The organism is Sulfolobus sp. B1, from assembly GCF_007050195.1.
Classification (GTDB): Archaea; Thermoproteota; Thermoprotei_A; order Sulfolobales; family Sulfolobaceae; genus Saccharolobus.
This window is the reverse complement of sequence record NZ_QIMI01000006.1, coordinates 1-18191: the sequence shown is the minus strand read 5'-3', so window position 1 is coordinate 18191 and position 18191 is coordinate 1. Positions and strand designations below refer to the sequence as shown.

The 18191-nt window shown below is 35.2% G+C and carries 17 protein-coding genes and 1 pseudogene; 8 read left to right on the top strand and 10 right to left on the bottom strand.

Annotation, left to right across the window (positions count from 1 at the left end; all coding sequences use genetic code 11):
• Window positions 1-12 precede the first annotated feature (12 nt).
• A pseudogene (locus DMP16_RS00955) lies at window positions 13-911 on the top strand (winged helix-turn-helix transcriptional regulator).
• Here DMP16_RS00955 and glnA read toward each other — a convergent pair.
• From glnA to DMP16_RS00935, 4 genes are all read right to left on the bottom strand, one after another.
• Window positions 908-2323, bottom strand: coding sequence for a type I glutamate--ammonia ligase (gene glnA / locus DMP16_RS00950; RefSeq protein ID WP_069282380.1), 1416 nt, complete (start codon window positions 2321-2323; stop codon window positions 908-910). The pseudogene DMP16_RS00955 and the gene glnA sit on opposite strands and share 4 nt — an antisense overlap.
• A gap of 123 nt (window positions 2324-2446) precedes the next feature.
• Window positions 2447-3055, bottom strand: coding sequence for an ATP-binding cassette domain-containing protein (locus tag DMP16_RS00945; RefSeq protein ID WP_069282379.1), 609 nt, complete (start codon window positions 3053-3055; stop codon window positions 2447-2449).
• Entirely contained in the window at window positions 3052-3456 is a 405-nt protein-coding gene (gene trxA, locus DMP16_RS00940) for a thioredoxin (protein ID WP_083216347.1), read from the bottom strand. The genes DMP16_RS00945 and trxA overlap by 4 nt, the downstream gene beginning before the upstream one ends.
• Window positions 3449-4810 (bottom strand): class I adenylate-forming enzyme family protein, encoded by a 1362-nt coding sequence (locus tag DMP16_RS00935; protein WP_069282378.1) that lies wholly within the window; start codon window positions 4808-4810, stop codon window positions 3449-3451. Before DMP16_RS00935 ends, trxA begins: the two co-directional genes overlap by 8 nt.
• 37 nt (window positions 4811-4847) lie before the next feature.
• Here DMP16_RS00935 and DMP16_RS00930 point away from each other — a divergent pair, with 37 nt between their 5' ends.
• Genes DMP16_RS00930 through DMP16_RS00910 form a run of 5 tightly spaced genes read left to right on the top strand, consistent with a single transcriptional unit; the run spans window position 4848 to window position 9203 of the window.
• A complete protein-coding gene (locus DMP16_RS00930) occupies window positions 4848-5726 on the top strand; it encodes a beta-ribofuranosylaminobenzene 5'-phosphate synthase family protein (RefSeq protein WP_069282377.1) in 879 nt (292 codons plus the stop codon).
• Window positions 5726-6751, top strand: coding sequence for an RsmB/NOP family class I SAM-dependent RNA methyltransferase (locus DMP16_RS00925; protein ID WP_143576828.1), 1026 nt, complete (start codon window positions 5726-5728; stop codon window positions 6749-6751). Before DMP16_RS00930 ends, DMP16_RS00925 begins: the two co-directional genes overlap by 1 nt.
• A 13-nt stretch (window positions 6752-6764) precedes the next feature.
• Entirely contained in the window at window positions 6765-7274 is a 510-nt protein-coding gene (locus tag DMP16_RS00920; protein ID WP_069282375.1) for a DapH/DapD/GlmU-related protein, read from the top strand.
• Entirely contained in the window at window positions 7271-8239 is a 969-nt protein-coding gene (locus DMP16_RS00915; RefSeq protein WP_069282374.1) for a radical SAM protein, read from the top strand. Before DMP16_RS00920 ends, DMP16_RS00915 begins: the two co-directional genes overlap by 4 nt.
• Before the next feature lie 34 nt (window positions 8240-8273).
• A complete protein-coding gene (locus DMP16_RS00910; protein ID WP_069282373.1) occupies window positions 8274-9203 on the top strand; it encodes an ornithine cyclodeaminase family protein in 930 nt (309 codons plus the stop codon).
• On the opposite strand, the gene DMP16_RS00905 is transcribed toward DMP16_RS00910, so the two are convergent.
• Window positions 9187-9705 (bottom strand): cob(I)yrinic acid a,c-diamide adenosyltransferase, encoded by a 519-nt coding sequence (locus DMP16_RS00905; protein WP_069282372.1) that lies wholly within the window; start codon window positions 9703-9705, stop codon window positions 9187-9189. The two genes, DMP16_RS00910 and DMP16_RS00905, sit on opposite strands and share 17 nt — an antisense overlap.
• A 331-nt stretch (window positions 9706-10036) precedes the next feature.
• Here DMP16_RS00905 and xerA point away from each other — a divergent pair, with 331 nt between their 5' ends.
• Window positions 10037-10900, top strand: coding sequence for a site-specific tyrosine recombinase/integron integrase (xerA, locus tag DMP16_RS00900; RefSeq protein WP_069282371.1), 864 nt, complete (start codon window positions 10037-10039; stop codon window positions 10898-10900).
• Between the two features lie 239 nt (window positions 10901-11139).
• Window positions 11140-12609 carry a hypothetical protein gene (locus tag DMP16_RS10795; protein WP_156770056.1) on the top strand — a complete coding sequence of 490 codons (1470 nt, stop codon included), beginning with the start codon at window positions 11140-11142 and terminating at the stop codon, window positions 12607-12609.
• Between the two features lie 42 nt (window positions 12610-12651).
• Here DMP16_RS10795 and DMP16_RS00890 read toward each other — a convergent pair whose 3' ends face one another.
• From DMP16_RS00890 to DMP16_RS00870, 5 genes are all read right to left on the bottom strand, one after another.
• Window positions 12652-13725 (bottom strand): NDP-sugar synthase, encoded by a 1074-nt coding sequence (locus DMP16_RS00890; RefSeq protein ID WP_069284577.1) that lies wholly within the window; start codon window positions 13723-13725, stop codon window positions 12652-12654.
• 2 nt (window positions 13726-13727) lie between these two features.
• Complete coding sequence (glmS, locus tag DMP16_RS00885; protein ID WP_069282369.1) at window positions 13728-15500, bottom strand: glutamine--fructose-6-phosphate transaminase (isomerizing); 1773 nt, start codon at window positions 15498-15500, stop codon at window positions 13728-13730.
• A gap of 126 nt (window positions 15501-15626) precedes the next feature.
• Window positions 15627-16637 carry a mevalonate kinase gene (mvk, locus tag DMP16_RS00880; protein ID WP_143576827.1) on the bottom strand — a complete coding sequence of 337 codons (1011 nt, stop codon included), beginning with the start codon at window positions 16635-16637 and terminating at the stop codon, window positions 15627-15629.
• A complete protein-coding gene (locus DMP16_RS00875; RefSeq protein WP_069282367.1) occupies window positions 16561-17730 on the bottom strand; it encodes a threonyl-tRNA synthetase editing domain-containing protein in 1170 nt (389 codons plus the stop codon). Before DMP16_RS00875 ends, mvk begins: the two co-directional genes overlap by 77 nt.
• A gap of 68 nt (window positions 17731-17798) precedes the next feature.
• On the bottom strand, window positions 17799-18191 hold a 393-nt coding region (locus DMP16_RS00870; protein ID WP_221929523.1), incomplete at its 5' end, for an MBL fold metallo-hydrolase.

The window sequence follows — 18191 nt, the reverse complement described above, 5'->3', positions numbered from 1 at the left end:
ATTATATATTAGATGAATAGTAAAGATAAGATTATCTCTATTTTAAGAGAAAGAGGATCTTTACCGCAGTCTGAACTATCAAAGCTATCTGGTATCTCTAAAAGTAGGCTATCAGAGATTCTTTCGGAGCTAGAAAAAACGGAATAATTACTAGAAGAAAGTTAATAGGCAAAAATTTAGAAGTATCTTTATCTTCAAATAAATTCTTAAAATTAGGAATAATTAAGGCAGCTGAGTATCCCTTCATAATACCCTTCATAAAAAAGTTAAACGAACTTGGATTTACGGTTAAGGTAAAGGTTTACTCTAATGGTATTGATCTCACAAGGGATCTAGTAGAAGCTAAACTAGACCTTGGATTATCACCAATAGTTACACAGTTATTTTTCTCAACAGTATTTAGAAATATTAAAATAATAGGTGGGGGAGCAAAAGGTGGTGGAGGAGTTATTGGTAAAGTCTGTGATACGATAGCAACTACTGTAATGTCGAGCATGGAAATATGGACATTCAACGAGTTTAATAATGTTAAAATAATCCCTTCAAACGATCCTAATGAAATGATAAATTATTTAGAGAGAGGAGTAGTTAACGGTATAGCTATCTGGGAGCCGTATCTTTCAATTCTCGAAAGAAAAGGTTACAAGTCTCATAGATTTATTCCTCTTCACTGTTGTACGTTGGCAGCTAGAGAGAGTTTAGATTATGAGAAAATTAAGAGAATATATGAGGATTCGTTTTCTTGGTTTAAGTCGTCACCAGATAGATGGGCTCAAGATTATGCTGCGTTAATAAATATTGATTACCCCATATTGCTTAGTTCATTAAAAAATTATGAGTTTGACTATTATCTGGATATAAAAGAATTCAAAAATAATCTAAGAAATTCTGGAATATTTATACCTTTTTAAGAATCTAGGTAGAAGTATAATTCCATTGGATGTGGGTATCCTTGTAGAGTTCTAGCCTCATCTCTCTTTAAATCAATATATGTATCCAATAAGGATGAGTTAAACACTGGTTTCAAGAATTCTTTATCGCTCTCTAACTCATCTAAAGCCTCATCTAATGATCTAGGTAATTCTTTAATCCCTAATTGTTTTCTCCTTTCTGGAGTTAAGTGATATATATTTTCATCTACTGGATCACCTGGGTCCATCTTTTTCTTAACTCCATCTATTGCAGCCATGAGTAAGGCAGCAAACGCTAGGTATGGGTTAGTTGAGGGATCTGGTGGTCTGTATTCAATTCTCTTTGCTTTCTCCATTCCCCTATAATAGGCAGGTACTCTTATAACCGCACTTCTATTAGATTTACTCCAAGCTATATATACTGGCGCTTCAAAGCCTGGTATTAATCTTCTATAGCTATTTACACTAGGTGAGACAATAGCTGATAATGCCCTAGCGTGATGCAATAATCCTCCAATTACGTATCTTCCAAATTGGCTTATCTCTGCATATTCGTCATTTGGATCGTACATTAAGTTCTTTTTCCCATCCTTTGTCCACAAACTTAAGTGAGTGTGCATTCCAGTACCGTTATCTCCGTAGATTGGTTTTGGCATAAACGTAGCTACCATGCCATGCTTTGCTGCAATGTTTTTAGCTACGTATTTTAAAGTCTGTACTTTATCAGCCGTATCTACTAAAGTAGAAAACCTAAAGTCTATTTCACCTTGTCCCGCTGTAGCTACTTCATGGTGAGTTGCTTCGATAGTATAGTTGAAATATTTAACTAGTGTATCCACAATTTCCATCCTTACATCCATTAATTGATCAACTGGTGGAGCTGGATAGTAACCCTCTTTATATCTTATCATAAATGATCCACTATCACTCCATGGGGCTTCTCTTGCAACAATCTTATATCCAGTCCCGGATTGAGGCGTACTAACATCAAGTTTTACTTTATCGAATATAAAGAACTCTAGCTCTGGTCCGTAAAATGAGGTATACCCTTCACCTTCTTGATACTTCTCAGCTTCTTCAGCTACGAATCTTGGATCTCTCTCAAATCTTCCTTTTCCTCCTCCCCAGAAGACCTTACATATCACTCTGGCTAAACTTGGAGACCAAGGCACTAATGTCATAGTAGTTGGTACTGGTAAAAGAACCATATCGCTTTCATAAATTGTAGTGAATCCCTTTATGCTGCTTCCATCTAGTTTTCCAAAGCCAGTTTTTAGAGCCTCTTCATCAACTTCACTACTAGGTATAGTTATATGATGTAACCTACCCGGTACATCAGTGAATTGAAGGTCTACCCATCTTATATTATTTTCCTTTAGGAATTTGAGTATATCATCCGTACTACTTGGCATGATTTGTGCCTATGTATATTTGGTATAAAAAGATTGCTAGATATTATCATAAAAACTTTTCAGTTTCTTATGTTCATTTTATCATAAGAGAGTTAGAAATCTTTCATTTTAATGATAAATGTTTTAGAACACTTTATGGAGAGAACCATTCACCATGACGTAATGATGATCTGAAAATTTTGTATCTTCAACATTTTGACTGACATAAATTAACTGTATCCCATTTCTCTTACATAGTTCCTTGAATATTGATATAAAATCTTCTCTGTTAGTAATATTGCTAAAAGCCTCATCAACTAAAATCAATTTAGGTTTGGCTATAAGTGCGGTTGCTAGGGACACTTTTTCCTTGTTCCCTAAACTTAATTGACCAACTTTCTTTTCTAAATCTGCTATACCTAATAGTTTACTTACTTCTTTTACTTCATCTCCCTTTATCTTCATCCCCCTTAACTTTGCCCCCCAGATCAGATGTTTTTTCACCGGTAAATTGGGAATAAAACTCTGAGGTGTAACTAAAACTATATTTCTCTTGTTTATCGGTAATCTCGTAATATCTTGACCATCGACTCTTACATATCCATCATCTGGAGGCAAAACACCTGATATAATGTTCAGTAATGTGCTCTTCCCACTTCCATTCTTACCAGTTATTGCAATTATTCCTTTCTCTGAAAAATTTACATCAAGAAAAAAATTTTGAATCTTCTTTCTCACGTTTACTTCGATCATTCTAAATATTTCTTTATAACACTCTCTAAAGTATCTTCATCAACAGCTCCGACTACATTATCAACGAGTTTACCATTCAAGAATATTAGTGTAGTAGGAATATTTAGGACGCTATATTGGTCAGCAATCTTTTGATTTTCATCTACATTAAGCCTTCCAAATACTGCCTTCCCCTTATATTTTTCAGCTACTTTTTTGTATATTGGCTCGTAAAGGTGACATGGGGCACACCACTCAGCCCAACAGTCCACTAATACTAATCTATTATTTTTAATGATCTCGTCGAAATTCTCTTCATTTAAAACTACTGTTACGTCTTCGCCCTTCTTTCCAAATTCCTCAGCTCTTTTTTGTAACTTCTCAGAAATTTCCTTAATTAAAGAATCTATTTCTTCACTCAATCTTATCTACCACATATACTTTTTTCAACCTTTTATATAACGCTACTCTCGAATTTACATAGTTTAATAGCTCCTCTTCAACATTAGGCTTTTTTTCCTTAAGCTTAACCAATGCAACTGGTTGCTGTCCTAGGGTTCCGGCATCTTCTCCTACAACCTTTACTTCTTCAACTAGTGGGTGGTTCTTCAAGATTTCCTCCAAGTCCCTAGGAAATATTGGATATCCCTTAAACTTTAACATCCTCTTCTTAACACCTTTGAAATAAAGCAGACCAGTGTTATTATCTATTTTCACTAAATCCCCAGTCATCAGCCAACCATCTCTGAAAACCTTAGCTGTTTCTTTTGGATCTTTATATCCTAACATTAACCAGGGTGCTTTCACTAACAATTCTCCTTCGTCACTTTCACTCCCGTCCTCTTTTACAATCTTGATCTCCACATTAGGTAAGGGTCTTCCTATAGATATATTCCCAGCCAGCTCTTTAGGCTGAAAAGTCAGAATTAATCCTTCTGTAAACCCATATTGCTGGATTATGTCTTTTTTATACTTTCTCTTAAAGTTCTCTACAGTAGTTGGAAAAAGCGGAGCTGCAGAACTCACGCACAATTCCAGACTATTTAGATTGCCTTGCCCTTCGTTGTTAAGGTAGTCATAAACCGTGGGAACAGTTGAAAGATAGTTAATGTTATACTTATTAATAGCTTCTATAGCTTCGCTCGTATTAAATTTGGTCATAACATACATGGATCCTCCAGCTTCTAACGTAATCCCTAAAATACTATTTCCTAACACGTGTGCTATAGGAACTGTGAGTATTGACCTTATCTCCTTAATTCCTAAAGAGGAATACAGCACGGCAGAATTAAGTTCCACTCTATTTGCACTATGCCAGACTTGCATAGTCCTTCCAGCTATTCCAGCGTAGTAATAAATTAACCCGACCTCATCGTCTCTATACTCATAAGGTTTGTAAAACACTTCCTTTTCTACTTTATTTACAATAACTTTCTGATCCTTTAAAACCTCTTTTTCTCTCTTAGCTATTTCCTCATCCGTTAGCACTAAGTCTGGTTGAGCATCATCCAAAATGAACTTTAAATCTTCTGCACTAGTTAACGGATCTACAGCTACTACCTTACCTCCAGCCCAATATATCGCAAGATAGTTAATTACTGATTGTATAGAATTAAACATCAAGTGTACTACAGTATCTCCAGCCGAAATGTTGGAAGCTACCTTAGCTACTTTCTCGACGACCTGTTCGAAAGTTAAGGAGGAACTTCTGTCTACGAGAAACGTCTTGCTTGGCGTTTTTACATACCAATTATACAATAGTGAGGCTAGACTCATCATTCCCTTTATAATCTTTCTAAACTTATTAATTCATGTGATAAAACTCTTAGGACTCTCAAGAATACATATTACGTTGGTAGATCTAGAGGGAAAATATGGCAGGTTAGATGGAGGAGTAGGTGTAGCGTTGAAGTATCCTAGAATAGTAATTAGGACCGGTGATTGTTTTATTCCTAGTATTTCTCTTCCCTTCAAGGTACCTAAAATCTGTATAGACGAGGATTACGAAGAGCACGTTGGGTTAGGGCATACTACACAATATTTACTTTCCATAGCGAAAATATCTGCAGAATACAATTTTATGAAAATAAAATCATATGAATTAGCTAAATTAGTTAAGAGAGGCGGGACCTCTGGTGTAGGTGTTTACGCCTTTGAGTATGGAGGCTTCGTCGTTGATGGTGGGCATTCTCTTAAGGTTAAGAAGGAAGTTTTGCCCTCTGACTTCTCTTCATCACCACCACCCCCTCTAATAGCCAGATACAACTTTCCGTGGAATGTATATGTGAATATTCCTTCTAGAGGTAAGAAAATATTCGGTGTTCAAGAATTGCAAGCCTTTAAAAATGCCAAACTAGAAGGAATTGATACCTTAGCTAGGGTGATACTAATGGAGTTAATCCCCTCAGTAATAGAAAAAGATCTTGAAGGAGCTTTAGATGCGATATCGTTAATCCAAAACCTAGGTTTTAAGAAAATAGAGGTTTCGATGCAATCAGACGAGGTAAAGGATCTCATGGCTAAAATGAATAAAATAGGATTTCCTGCAGGTCTTTCATCATTTGGTCCTGCAATCTACACTTTTATTAACTCTAAAAGGGAAGGAGAAGAGTTAATTTCAAGATTTGGAGGATTTGTAACAGAGCCAAATAATGAGGGTGCTAAGGTATTCTGGAGTATGACGAATTCGTGATGGAAGATTTAGAAGAGGTTTATGGCGAGTACGTCAGAGATTTCCTAGAGTCTATAAAGAAGCCTAATCCAAGGTTATACTTAAGAGTTAATTCACTAAAAACCAGTGTAGAAGCCATACTAAACGAGTATAGTGAATTTAAGAGAGACGAAGACTTTGAAGAGGCAATTTACGCTGAAGTGAAGGGTCCTAGTAAAGTTAATATATATGATAATAAGGTAATAGTGGACAAGAAGACTGCAGAAAGCGTGATTCTGGGAGCTAATGTTTACAGACCTGGTGTGAAGAAAGTTGAAATAGTAAACCCGAAAAAAGAGGTTACCGTATTTAGTGATAATGGAATTCCGATAGCTGAAGGAATTTATAATGGATTACGTAATAATCTAGTAGTTAAAGTTACCAACTCTGTCTACTCAGCCCCAAAGATATCTGAGCTGGACATAATAAAGGAAGGGATAGCTTATTCACAAGGTAAGGCGTCAATGTATGTTGCTCACTTACTTGATCCTCAGCCTAACGAAATTATAATTGATATGACCGCCTATCCTGGTGGTAAACTAACTTATATCTATCAACTTCAGCCTAAGGCTAGGGTAATAGGATTTGATCACACTGAAAAGAAGGTAATTAGGTTAAGAGAGTTGATTAGTAAAATGAACATGAAAATAGAAGTTTATAAAGCAGACTCAAGATACCTTTATGAAGACTTTAACATTAAAGATGTTGATAAAGTGATCATTGATCCCCCATGTTCAGCATTAGGTGTAAGACCTAAGATATATGATAAAAAATCTAAAGAAGACATCTTGAACTTTCATAATTATCAAAAGCAATTCATTAATTCTGCTTACAAAATTTTAAGGAAAGGTGGAGTTTTAATATACTCTACTTGCACGGTAACTAGTTGGGAGAACGAGAAAGTAGTAGAAGATCCTAGATTTTCAGTCGAATATGAGATTAGATTTCACCCTAATATTCATCAAATGACTGGATTTTTTATAGCTAAACTAATAAAGAAAGATTGAAAGTTTTTTATATATGCCTATTGAAGAATACCTCGGAAAAAAGCCTAAGGTTTCGGAAAAAGCATACGTCCATCCCACTGCTTATGTTATAGGGGATGTTGAAATTGAAGAATTAACTAGTATATGGCATTATGTTGTAATAAGGGGAGATAATGACTCTATAAAGATTGGTAAGGAATCTAACGTACAAGAAAATACTACTATACATACAGACTACGGTTTTCCAGTTATTATTGGAGATAAAGTTACTATAGGACATAATGCAGTAATTCATGGGGCTAAAATATCATCTCATGTTATAGTGGGAATGGGAGCTATATTACTTAATGGTGCACAAATCGGAGAATACTCAATTATTGGAGCAGGGGCTGTTGTAACACAAGGTACTATAATTCCCCCATATAGTGTAGCTGTTGGAGTTCCAGCTAAGGTAGTTAAAAAGTTAAAAGAAGATGAGATTAAAGTAATTGATGAGAATGCTGAAGAATATTTAAAGCATACTAGGAGGTTCTTAAAATTATGAATAGGGATATAAAGGCTATAAAATGGTTCATTTCAACACAAATACTTAAAGACCCATTTAAGCCAGCGTACGCTACTTTTAAGGTTACATCTAGATGCAACTTAAGATGTACCTTTTGCTCTCCCTCATATTATTCAGGAGAGCTAGGAGAAGGTAGTAAGGAAAGGATTAAGAGGATAATAGACAACTTAAAGGACTCATCGATTGTGGTTTTATCATTTGAAGGCGGAGAACCTACATTAAGACCAGATATACTAGAGTTACTCAGTTACGCCCATGACGGTTCATTTTATGTAATGCTAACTACTAATGGATATAGGCTAAAAGATGAGAATTTCTTAGTTAAACTAGCTGATAACATAGATTTCTTACATTACTCAATAGATGAGTATCATTGGAATGTAAAGGAATTAGATAACCTTTGCAGGTTCAGAAAATACGGTCTGAAGGTAAATGTTCAAACAGTAGTAACAAGATATAATTTAAATAAATTAGAAGAAAAAGTAAAGAAAGTTAAGGAATGTGGATATAAGATACTAGCAATGCCAGCTGTTGATTATCCTAGCTCCAAAGTCAAGTTAGCACCAGATCCTTACGAGTTTTATAAAGTTTTATCTGAATTAAAGAGAAAATATGGTGCCACATTAAATAATTCATGGGGTTTCATTAATGCTATAATTGGCAAAGTTCCTAATAGGCTGGTTAGTTATGCGATTACTGTATATCCTAATGGGGACCTTCCTTACCCAGATGACATAAATGGTGAAATCGTAGGTAACTTGGCTGAGGAAAAACTTGAGAGTATTCTTGAGTCAGGTAAAGTGAAAGAGCTTCAAGCTAAAATGTTAGAGAATCAAGCTAAGTTTGAATACCTTCATTTACAAACTGCTTCATTCAATAGTGTTAAAGATTTAGCATCTTATGTTAGTGAAATGCTCAGATGGAGATTTTTTGGAAAAGCTTAACTTATTAACGGTTTTATTTAATGTTTAATCAATAATGATAATCCTATCATCTAAAGATTTAAATGAAATCCTTAAAGCTGAAATAGCTGTAAATGCGGTAAAAGAAGCCTTTAAACTCTATTCAGAAGGGAAAGTTACTCAACCTCAAAGGGTAGTCTTAACAATAAAAGATAACTGGTGGGGGATAATGCCCTCATCTACTGAGAAATCCTTTGTAACTAAGATAGTAAATGTTATAGAGAAAAACAAGAGTTTAGGATTACCAACAGTCCAAGGAATAGTTATATTAATGTCTCCAGACACTGGAGAAACTCTAGCTATAATGGATGGAAATACGTTAACCGCGATACGTACTGCTTCAGCAAGTATTTTATCAACTGAGATCTCATTAAAATCTAAAGATATAGGTATTTTAGGCATTATAGGAGCTGGAACTGAAGCATACTATCACGCCATGCTTTCCTTATCATATCTTAAGGTGCAGAAATTGCTTGTTACTTCTCGGAAGTCGCATATAGAGTTCTCTAAAAAGATAGGTGCAGAACCAGTTGATCTAGAGACTCTTCTCAGAAAGTCTGACGTCATATTCTCCACGACGTCTTCCCAAACACCAGTAGTGCTAGGAAGATACTTAAAAAACGTTTTCCACGTATCAAGTATAGGGGCTCATACTCCGAATTCTAGGGAAATTGATGATGATACGATAATTAAGGCTAAAAGTTACATTGTAGATTCACTAGAAGCTGTATCCAAGGAAACTGGTGATTACATAATCCCTAAACAGAGCGGATTACTTAATGGTAAGCTTGTTACTGAAATAGGGGAGGTTATAAGTAAGGGAATTAGTATAGAACTTCCTTCAATCTTTAAAACCGTAGGAATTTCAGCTGAAGATAACTTGACTGCATATGTAGCTTACCAAGAAGCTGTAAGGAGAGGCATAGGGGTCAAGGTTTCCATATAGTATTAGGGTTATTGGTCTTTTGATTTACCCATAAAGCAATTACGAACAATAAGGATGATAGTCTGTTCAGGTATCTAACGTGTACTTCTTTAGCCTTTCCAGATTTCATGATCTTTACTACACTTCTCTCACTTCTCCTACAAATAGCTCTTGATAACTGTAAGAATGAGGAGGCTAAATGCCCACCTGGTAAAACAAAATTCTTTAAGGGAGGGATCACAGAGGAGAATTCGTTTATTTTGTTTTCTAGCCATAATATTTCATTTTCGTTAAAATTTAGATCAAATCCAGCTATTTCAGAAGCTATTGAAAAAAGGTCTGACTGTACTTTCTTTATGATCTCTCCCAATTCTGGATATAATGATGAAACGACTCCTAATGCGGAGTTTAATTCATCTATATCTCCTAAAGCATTAACTATATCCTCATCTTTCCAAACTTCTCCTGCTGAAGGAATCTTTGTTTTTCCTTTATCTCCCGTTCCGGTATACCAAATGGTCATATGGAAAAATTGGCAATAGAATATAAAAATTTTAAATTTTTTATTTAGATATTCGTTTTATTATATTTTGATAAACAAATTAATTCTCACACCTCAAATAGTGAAAAATAGGGAAATAAGTTGCTAATCTCGACTTTCTCCCCTTAGAGGTCTCCCCTCATCGATTCGTGATTACATCTCTTATGTGTCGAGAGGCTCAGAGAACCCCTCCATCTACAAACAGAATTGGATTTAAAAACTTTATCATCTCCGCCTAAAGGGCGAGGCTTTCCTCACTTTGTAATATCGAGTATAGCATTTTATATTTCTCTATACTTGATATATATTTAACGTGAAGTTGGATTTAGGATCTCCTCCGGAGGATGGAGATCCATATGAAGCTTTTGTCAACGCTTTGATGGTAGCTGGAGCAGGGGATGGTACAATAAAGCTTTACTCTACTGCCGTTAAAGACTTCCTTGATTTCGTAAAAAAAGATCCAAGGAAGGTAACAGTAGATGATGTCAACAAATGGATCGCAAATCTTCTAAATAGAGAAAGTAAGATAAAAGGTGATGACTTAGAGAGGAGAAGGGCAAAAAGCGTGACGGCTAGATACTATGTAATAGCTGTAAGAAAATTCCTTAAATGGCTTAACGTAAGTATCAAACCGCCTATACCTAAGGTTAAAAGAAAAGAGGTAAGAGCGCTAACTGAAGAAGAAATTACTAAATTATTAGAGGCATGTAAGAGGGCAAGAGATAAGTTACTCATAAGACTGCTTCTTGATACAGGATTACGTGCCAATGAATTACTTTCAATTAGAGTAGGAGATATAGACGTTAAGACTAATATGATTAGAGTTAGAAACACTAAGAACGGTGAGGAAAGAGTAGTTTTCTTCACTGAAGAAACTTCTAAATTACTAAAGAAGTATATAAAAGGTAAGAAATCAGAGGATAAACTATTCGATTTAACTTACGATGCAGTCTATCGTAAATTGAAGAGACTAGGGAAAAAAATTGGAATTGACTTAAGACCTCATATTCTAAGGCATACCTTTGCCACACTTTCCTTAAAAAGGGGTATGAATGTTCTTACATTACAGAAAATATTAGGTCATAAAGATATAAAAACTACTCAAATATACACTCATCTACTGTTAGAGGATCTAAGAAATGAATATCTTAAAGTGATGAGCAAAGGCAGAGAGTAGAATTACAATTTATATAAACAAATTTATCTATTACTTGGAAAACTTCATTAAAAGTAGATTTTTACGTTAAGCGATGAGCCATATAATTTATAAGCTATACTATTATTTCATTAGGAGATTTAATAGAAATTTGTTTGGTAATCTTCTATCAAACAGAATGTAAACTATAGAATATAGTTAAAATGGACGTAATACCACTAAGCAAAGAATTTATTTGTGATAAGAGTTTGCATAAAGTGATGGAAGTAAGACTAAGAGAATTAATTATCTTTAGTTTAATATCTGTAATTATTATAATATCTGCAATCTCGATACCAATAGTGTTTTCGCAAGATCAGAGTGCTAGCAATATATTTTTGGCACCATCTGGTTACCTTCCAATATCGATACCTACAACTGGATCTTCAGCATCATTTACGTTCTACGTTATAAATGATAATCCAACCTCAGAAACAGTAACCATATATCTCAACGGTAATCAGCAGGGTACGTTAAGCCTCGGACCATATTCATACAAGTCTGAAACGCTCTCATTACCAGTTGGGAAGAACGTAATATACGTTAGTGGTCAATCGTTAATCGTCAATGTCATAAAAGTATCAAGTTTGGTGAATGGTGAGGTTCTTCTAAATAATTCGGTAGGTCAACTATTAATTAAAGGTGAACAAGGAGCAAGTTATACCGTAAATCTTACTATGGCTAAGATAATAAATTGGAATGCGAGTAAAGAAGCTCTCACAGATTCACCAGTTTTCTCTACAAATATGTACTATGTCTACAGTTTTCCCATTAACTTACAAGCACCTTTTTCTAACTCATCGTTTGTCCTAATTAAGGTACCACCATACATACCTCAAGGTTTGTATTACTTCTTTAGTTATATAGAGTTTTACAATATATCTAATTACAATCAAGTATTAGGTTATTTACCATTCTTTATCTTCGTAAATATAAGTTATGGACTTAACGGAACTATAGTGACTAGTAATACTTACACATCCAACGGGATTACAGTATCATTTACCACATTCAATAATTATACCTACATTTTGTCTAAGTATCCATTTAGTAAGGAAGATAAAGTAATCGTGGAAGTTATACCTCAATCTTCGTCATTATCTAAGTTTATCACTAAGTTAATGAATTATTCTGTTAGTATACCATTACCAGGCGGTACAAGTGGATCTGCACAGTATTATGGAAGTAATAATGCTGAATTTGCTTATACAAACTCATCTATTGAATTAAAGATTCCAGAACAATACACTGGTTCAAGTTTTCAGCTTAATATAACTTATGTTACTCCTACAGGGACAATAAGTACTGGAATAATCCCGCAGATAACAACGACCTCAACTTCAACTACTTCTACTACTACCACATCAACTACCTCTACCACAACTTCAACAACCACAACATCAACCACTTCCACTTCTACAACTTCTTCTACTTCTTCAACTACCTCTACTTCTACAACTTCTATCACAACTTCTACAACTTCTTCTACTTCTTCAACTACAACCTCTACTTCTACAACTTCTTCTATAACTACTACCACACCAACGACTTCAACAACCTCAGCAACTATAACGACCTCATCTACTACTTCGACAACAACAGCTCACATATCTACTCCATTACTAATTGGGATAGTCATAGTCATAATAGTCATAGTCATAATAGCAGTAGTATTGCTAAGAAGAAGGTAATAGATGGATAAATAAGTGATTTTATTTTTTAAGAAAAATATCTCATATTTTGGCTCCGATTTCTAATACACTTCCATGTTTTACTAATGCTTCTGGAGATATCAGAGCACCTAACTTATTGTATCTAGGTCTTTTTAAGGAGGTTGAAGGATAACTGGATGTTATGACAGAAGCCCCTAGTCTAGCTCTTTTTCCAACTATAGAATAAGTGAGATAAGATTTTGAACCAACTTCAGCGAGGGGTTCTACTAAAGAATGTGCTATTTCAGAATAGGCCCCTATTTTAGCTCCTTCTTCAATTGCAGAATAATCACGAACCAAGGAATAAGAGCCTACATATGCTCCCTTACCTATATATGCTGGACCTTTAACTATTGCATAATCCTCTATTGTAGCGTCATCTTCTACTATAACTCCTTTTCCTATTATTGCAGTTTTAGATATTTCAGCCTTATCCGATACTATCGTACTTCTATTCTTTAACAAGATCTCTAAAGCGTAAAGAATATCCTCCGGATAGCCAATATCAACCCAGTCCTCTGACCATATAAAATAACCTAATTCTCCATTTGTTGATAGAGTATCAATGTAATCTAATAGTGATGTAAATTCGCCTCTAGGCAGAATATAACTTCCAGCTAAGGCTAAAGTAGAGTTTTCTCTAACCACTCTTAACTTTTCACCTATCTTTATCAATCCATAAGTCTGCATTCCTTCGCTAACCGGAACAATTGAGATAACTGCTTTTTTTCCGCTCATTACGTAAGTGTCCATAAGACTCTTATAAAATGGCTTAGGAGCTATTATATCGCCGAAAGACAAAATGAAAGTATCATCTTCAATTTTTTCCATACCATCAAGTATCGCTCCATCGATACCAGCCCTCTTCTGTGTAATAGTTTCAAAACCTATATCCAATTTCTCGATCTCACTTTCTATCTGGTTTCCCCTATCATTAACTACAATAACAAACTCCTTAACGCCTATACTTTTTAATCCCTCAATTACATAACTTATAACAGATTTCCCAACTATTGTAATAGACTCTTTCTGGTATTTTTGAGTATAAGGCAATAAACCTTCTCCTTTTCCCGCTGCTAAAACTATTGCCTTCATATTCACTCAACCGTAACAGTCTTGGCTAGATTTCTAGGCTTATCTGGATTATAACCTCTTCTCACAGAGGCATAGTACGCTATCATTTGTATAATTGGAGAGATAGCTATTCCAGCTAATCTCTCATCGGCATTAATTAAAATCTCTTGCTCGGAAAATTGTAAACTTTTGTTCACGCTGATGGCGTACGTAACTGCAGATCTGGCTTTCATCTCTTGAAAGTTCTTCTCCAACTCCTCAGTCAATTCCCCATTGTTAATGAAGAGTATAGGAAAGCCTTTTTCAACTAAGGCTATTGGTCCATGTTTACTTTCCCCAGCAGGATATGCCTCAGCGTGTATGTAAGCTATTTCCTTAATTTTTAAAGCTCCCTCCATAGCTAATGGTAAATCAAGACCTCTGCCTAGATAATAAATGTTAGACTTATTAGCTAATTCCTCACCAATTTTCTTTGCTAAACCTTCTGTTTGAGTTATCACATTTCTTATTAGTTCATGAGCGTTGAATAGATAATCTACACTTTCTCCCTTAATCGTAGAGTACAAGAAGAGAAGTGATGCCAATTCTGAAGTAAAAGTTTTAGTTGCTGCTACGCCAATCTCTGGACCAGCCCTCATGTAAAGCTTATAATCACTTTCTCTAGATATTGCACTATCCATAACATTAGTTAATGATACTATTTTAGCACCCTCTTCCCTAAATTTCTTTATACCCATTTTCACATCTAGTGTTTCACCACTTTGACTTATTGCTAATACAACGTCACCCTTTCTAGCTTTATAAACATAGTACTCAGAAGCTATTATTGGAATCACAGTAAATCCTTCTCTTGCCAATTTCAATGAAAAATATAATCCAGCGTGATAGCTCGTGCCAGCTGCTATGACGAAAAGTCTATTCGAGTCCTTAATTTCATCAGCTACTTCCTTAACTACTTCCATATCATTTAAAAAGCCTGATACAGTGTCTTTTACGGCAGTAGGTTCTTCATGAATTTCCTTAATCATGAAGTGCGGATATCCTTCTTTTGAAGCTGAAGAAGCGTCCCACTCAATGTTTCTAATTCTTGATAAGACGTTAACCGGATTCCCTTTATTATCTTCAATATATATACTATTAGGTGTAATATATCCTAATTCACCATCTTCTATAATTATTACCTTTTTAGTATAAGGCAGAAATGATGGAATATCGCTCGCAATGAAATTCTTGTTATCACCTATCCCAATTATCAAAGGATTATCCTTTCTAGCGAAAAAAATCCTCTTTTCTCCTCTTATTATCGCTAAAATAGCATAACTTCCTTGAATAGTCTTTATTGCGCTCTTAAATGCTTGATACGAGTCCATTCCTCTCTTCATGTATTCTTCAATTAGATGTGGTATTACCTCAGTATCAGTATCACTCTTGAACACATGTCCTAAAGAGATTAATTCATCCTTTAACTCTTTAAAGTTCCTAATCGTACCATTATGGACTACAGCTATCTCGTTCTTGCAATCTGAATGAGGGTGAGCATTATAGTCTGTTGGCGGTCCATGAGTTGCCCACCTAGTGTGGCCTAAAAAAGCGTAACCTCTCATCTCAGAAATTCTCTTTTTCTTAACCACCTCATCTACAGTTCCCTTAGCCTTTCTTATCTCTATACTAGTAGAGAGCGAAGCAACACCAACACTATCATAACCCCTATACTCAAGTCTACTAAGGCAAGATATCACAATATCCGCCATCTGATCACTTTCCTCATTAGATACTATCCCTATTATTCCACACACATTTTATGATTAAAGTAGAAGAAGTAAATTAGATTTTTCCCAAACAAATAAGACCCATCAGCTATTAGAGTAACTTCGAATATAGGGAGGAAAAAGTTGAAAATAAAGATTCAAAGAGAAAATAGTCTAATTGATTACTGTAATCGTTACTCCTCTATTCACTGGGGAAGTGTTGATAATTTTTGCATTATAACTCTTTAGCAAGACCTCAGCTTCATTAGACTTTATACAGATTATACTCCCCCCAGCACCTCCTCCGCTAACCTTACATCCCTTTATACCTAACTGTCTAGCCCTAGAGACTATTTCATCTACTTCTGGAGAAGTAATTCCTAAAGAGAATAACAATCCATGATTTACATACATTAATAGACCTAATTCGTCTTCATTGCCTCCCTCCATAATTAACAGCTTAGCCCTATCTACTAGTTCGCCTATGGCACTAATTATTGAATCAAATAATTGTCTATCATATTCTCTAATCCTTCTGACTCTCCACAATACGTCAGCAGTAGTCATACTTCTCCTAATATATCCAGCTGTAATGCTAACATTTCCTCTTATTATCTCATATCCATTGCTCCCCTCAGGGAAATAAATCAGCCCTCCATAAGTTTCAGTATAAGTATCCATCCTACTTGCAATACCTTGAACTCTTAGCTCTATTTCATGAGAAATATGTGCTATTTCGTCTTTACTCAAGTCTATATTTAGGAACTTAGAGTACGCGGAAACAGTACCGACTATTACCCCAGCACTAGTTCCTAAACCCACTGATGGTTCTACTGTGGAATCTATCTCTATCCTAGCTGGTTTCTTCATCTCAAAATAATTTAAGACCTCGATCACATACCTTAACACTTTCTTAGTTTCATCGCTCTCCACTTTCATTTCATTTAAGTCGACCTTAACTCCCCTCACGTGCAAAGACGGTGAGACTAAGACGAACTTGTCATTATCGCTAACCCTTACAGTCAAGCTCTCAGAGATAGTCATAGCTATTGCTGGTTTATTATATACTACAGCGTGTTCACCAAAAAGTGTCAGCTTTAGCGGAACTTTAGCCTCTACCACTACCAATAATTTTCCCCCTCTTTGAGTACAAGAGAGGAACGTTTTGCCTTTGCATAACTTCATCCTTTATTTCCCTAACTAACTCTTCTTCAGTCATGCTCCTTTGCTCATTCCTAACCCTAATCTTAACCGTGAGAGAATTAGTCTTTACTTCCCTCTCCCCTATGATCACTGTATAAGGTATCCACTCAGTACCAGCCCTTCTAATCTTATTACCCAAACCATCTTCTAGGTCATCTACGTCAACTCTTACCCCCTTAGCTGATAATCTTTCAGCCAAATTTGTTGCGTAGTTCAAGAAATCCTTCTTAACCGGCAATATCCTCACATGTATTGGACTTAACCAATCTGGTAATGTGGGGGGTTGGGTTTTATTAACGCTATCTAGAATTATGTAGTATATAAGCCTATTTACGTCGATATAAGTCCTATTGTTATCAATCCACCATATTCTTATGGAATTTTTACTATCCTTGAATTCCTTCGGAAGATCTAATTCTTTAACACCACCATAAATCACCAATAAACGCGGATTCTCATTTATGCAAGGTAAGACTCTTCCTCCCTCAACATATTTATATATTACGCTCATAACTCCTTCTTCTACGTCTTCTTCATTTTCCACCTCATAAATCGGTTTAAACGTATTTCTAAGATAACCGATCATAGCCCTTTTCATGAAAGTAGCCTCTGCCGAATTGGGAAATCCGAATTTTTCACAATACTTTAATTCCTCACTCTTTTCCACTTCCTCTACCTTTCTTATCCTTCTTGATAATTCACTCAATGGATGACCATAACAGCTTATTGAAAAAGCCTTATACCATCCAAAAGGTGCTCTGAAGGTCTTAACGTTTAAAGAAGACTCTAGTTCCTCTAGAATTTTTATAGCAACTTTAGGTTCAGCTAAGTTTGAAGATAAGTGCGCGTAAGGGTAAATTACTACGGACTCAGCTTTAACTTTCTCTAGAACGTCTAAAATATTTTTCACGGCTAATTTCACAATTTCAGAATCATCTCCTTTTTCCACAGTAGTGAAACAAACTAACGTATTTTCAACTTTCAAAGATGATATTTTTGGTTCCTCAGCACTTTCTATAGCTCTTTCCTTTACATTAAACTCGAAGTTAGACGCATGGATAAATAGTATGATCATATCATCTTAATTACGAAGCTACAAACTTAAATACATCCATTAAGACAGATAATTAACGAGTAATAACGTTAAAACAACTTAATTTCTTGTCCATTTTCAGGAATAATAACTTCAACTCCGGTTTTCTCTTTTATTAAGTCTGCTAAGTGTTGTTGATTATCATAAGAACCATGAACTAGTACAACCTTTTCTAAGTTGTTAGAAGCTTTAACGATTTCCAGCAATTGATCTTTGCCCGCATGACTTGAGAAATCAAATATTTCAAATCTAGCTTTAAGTAATGGAGAATATTCATCAAACTTACCAGTTTCTAGCAACTTCCTACCTGGTGTATTTATTGCTTGATAACTTACTAGGAAAATACCGTTTTTAGGATTTTCAGCTAATTTTTTAAAATAATATACTGCTGGACCGCCCTTTAACATGCCTGCACTAGCTACTATCACTCCACTTTCCTTCCA

What these genes read in the sequence shown, in the direction of transcription:
- DMP16_RS00875 (WP_069282367.1), bottom strand. Translation starts at nt 17,730, where the DNA reads ATGATCATACTATTTATCCATGCGTCTAACTTCGAGTTTAATGTAAAG.
- DMP16_RS00905 (WP_069282372.1), bottom strand. Translation starts at nt 9,705, where the DNA reads ATGACCATTTGGTATACCGGAACGGGAGATAAAGGAAAAACAAAGATT.
- DMP16_RS00925 (WP_143576828.1), top strand. Translation starts at nt 5,726, where the DNA reads ATGGAAGATTTAGAAGAGGTTTATGGCGAGTACGTCAGAGATTTCCTA.
- DMP16_RS00910 (WP_069282373.1), top strand. Translation starts at nt 8,274, where the DNA reads ATGATAATCCTATCATCTAAAGATTTAAATGAAATCCTTAAAGCTGAA.
- DMP16_RS00935 (WP_069282378.1), bottom strand. Translation starts at nt 4,810, where the DNA reads ATGAGTCTAGCCTCACTATTGTATAATTGGTATGTAAAAACGCCAAGC.
- DMP16_RS00890 (WP_069284577.1), bottom strand. Translation starts at nt 13,725, where the DNA reads ATGAAGGCAATAGTTTTAGCAGCGGGAAAAGGAGAAGGTTTATTGCCT.
- DMP16_RS00920 (WP_069282375.1), top strand. Translation starts at nt 6,765, where the DNA reads ATGCCTATTGAAGAATACCTCGGAAAAAAGCCTAAGGTTTCGGAAAAA.
- glnA (WP_069282380.1), bottom strand. Translation starts at nt 2,323, where the DNA reads ATGCCAAGTAGTACGGATGATATACTCAAATTCCTAAAGGAAAATAAT.
- DMP16_RS00915 (WP_069282374.1), top strand. Translation starts at nt 7,271, where the DNA reads ATGAATAGGGATATAAAGGCTATAAAATGGTTCATTTCAACACAAATA.
- mvk (WP_143576827.1), bottom strand. Translation starts at nt 16,637, where the DNA reads ATGAAGTTATGCAAAGGCAAAACGTTCCTCTCTTGTACTCAAAGAGGG.
- DMP16_RS00945 (WP_069282379.1), bottom strand. Translation starts at nt 3,055, where the DNA reads ATGATCGAAGTAAACGTGAGAAAGAAGATTCAAAATTTTTTTCTTGAT.
- DMP16_RS10795 (WP_156770056.1), top strand. Translation starts at nt 11,140, where the DNA reads ATGGAAGTAAGACTAAGAGAATTAATTATCTTTAGTTTAATATCTGTA.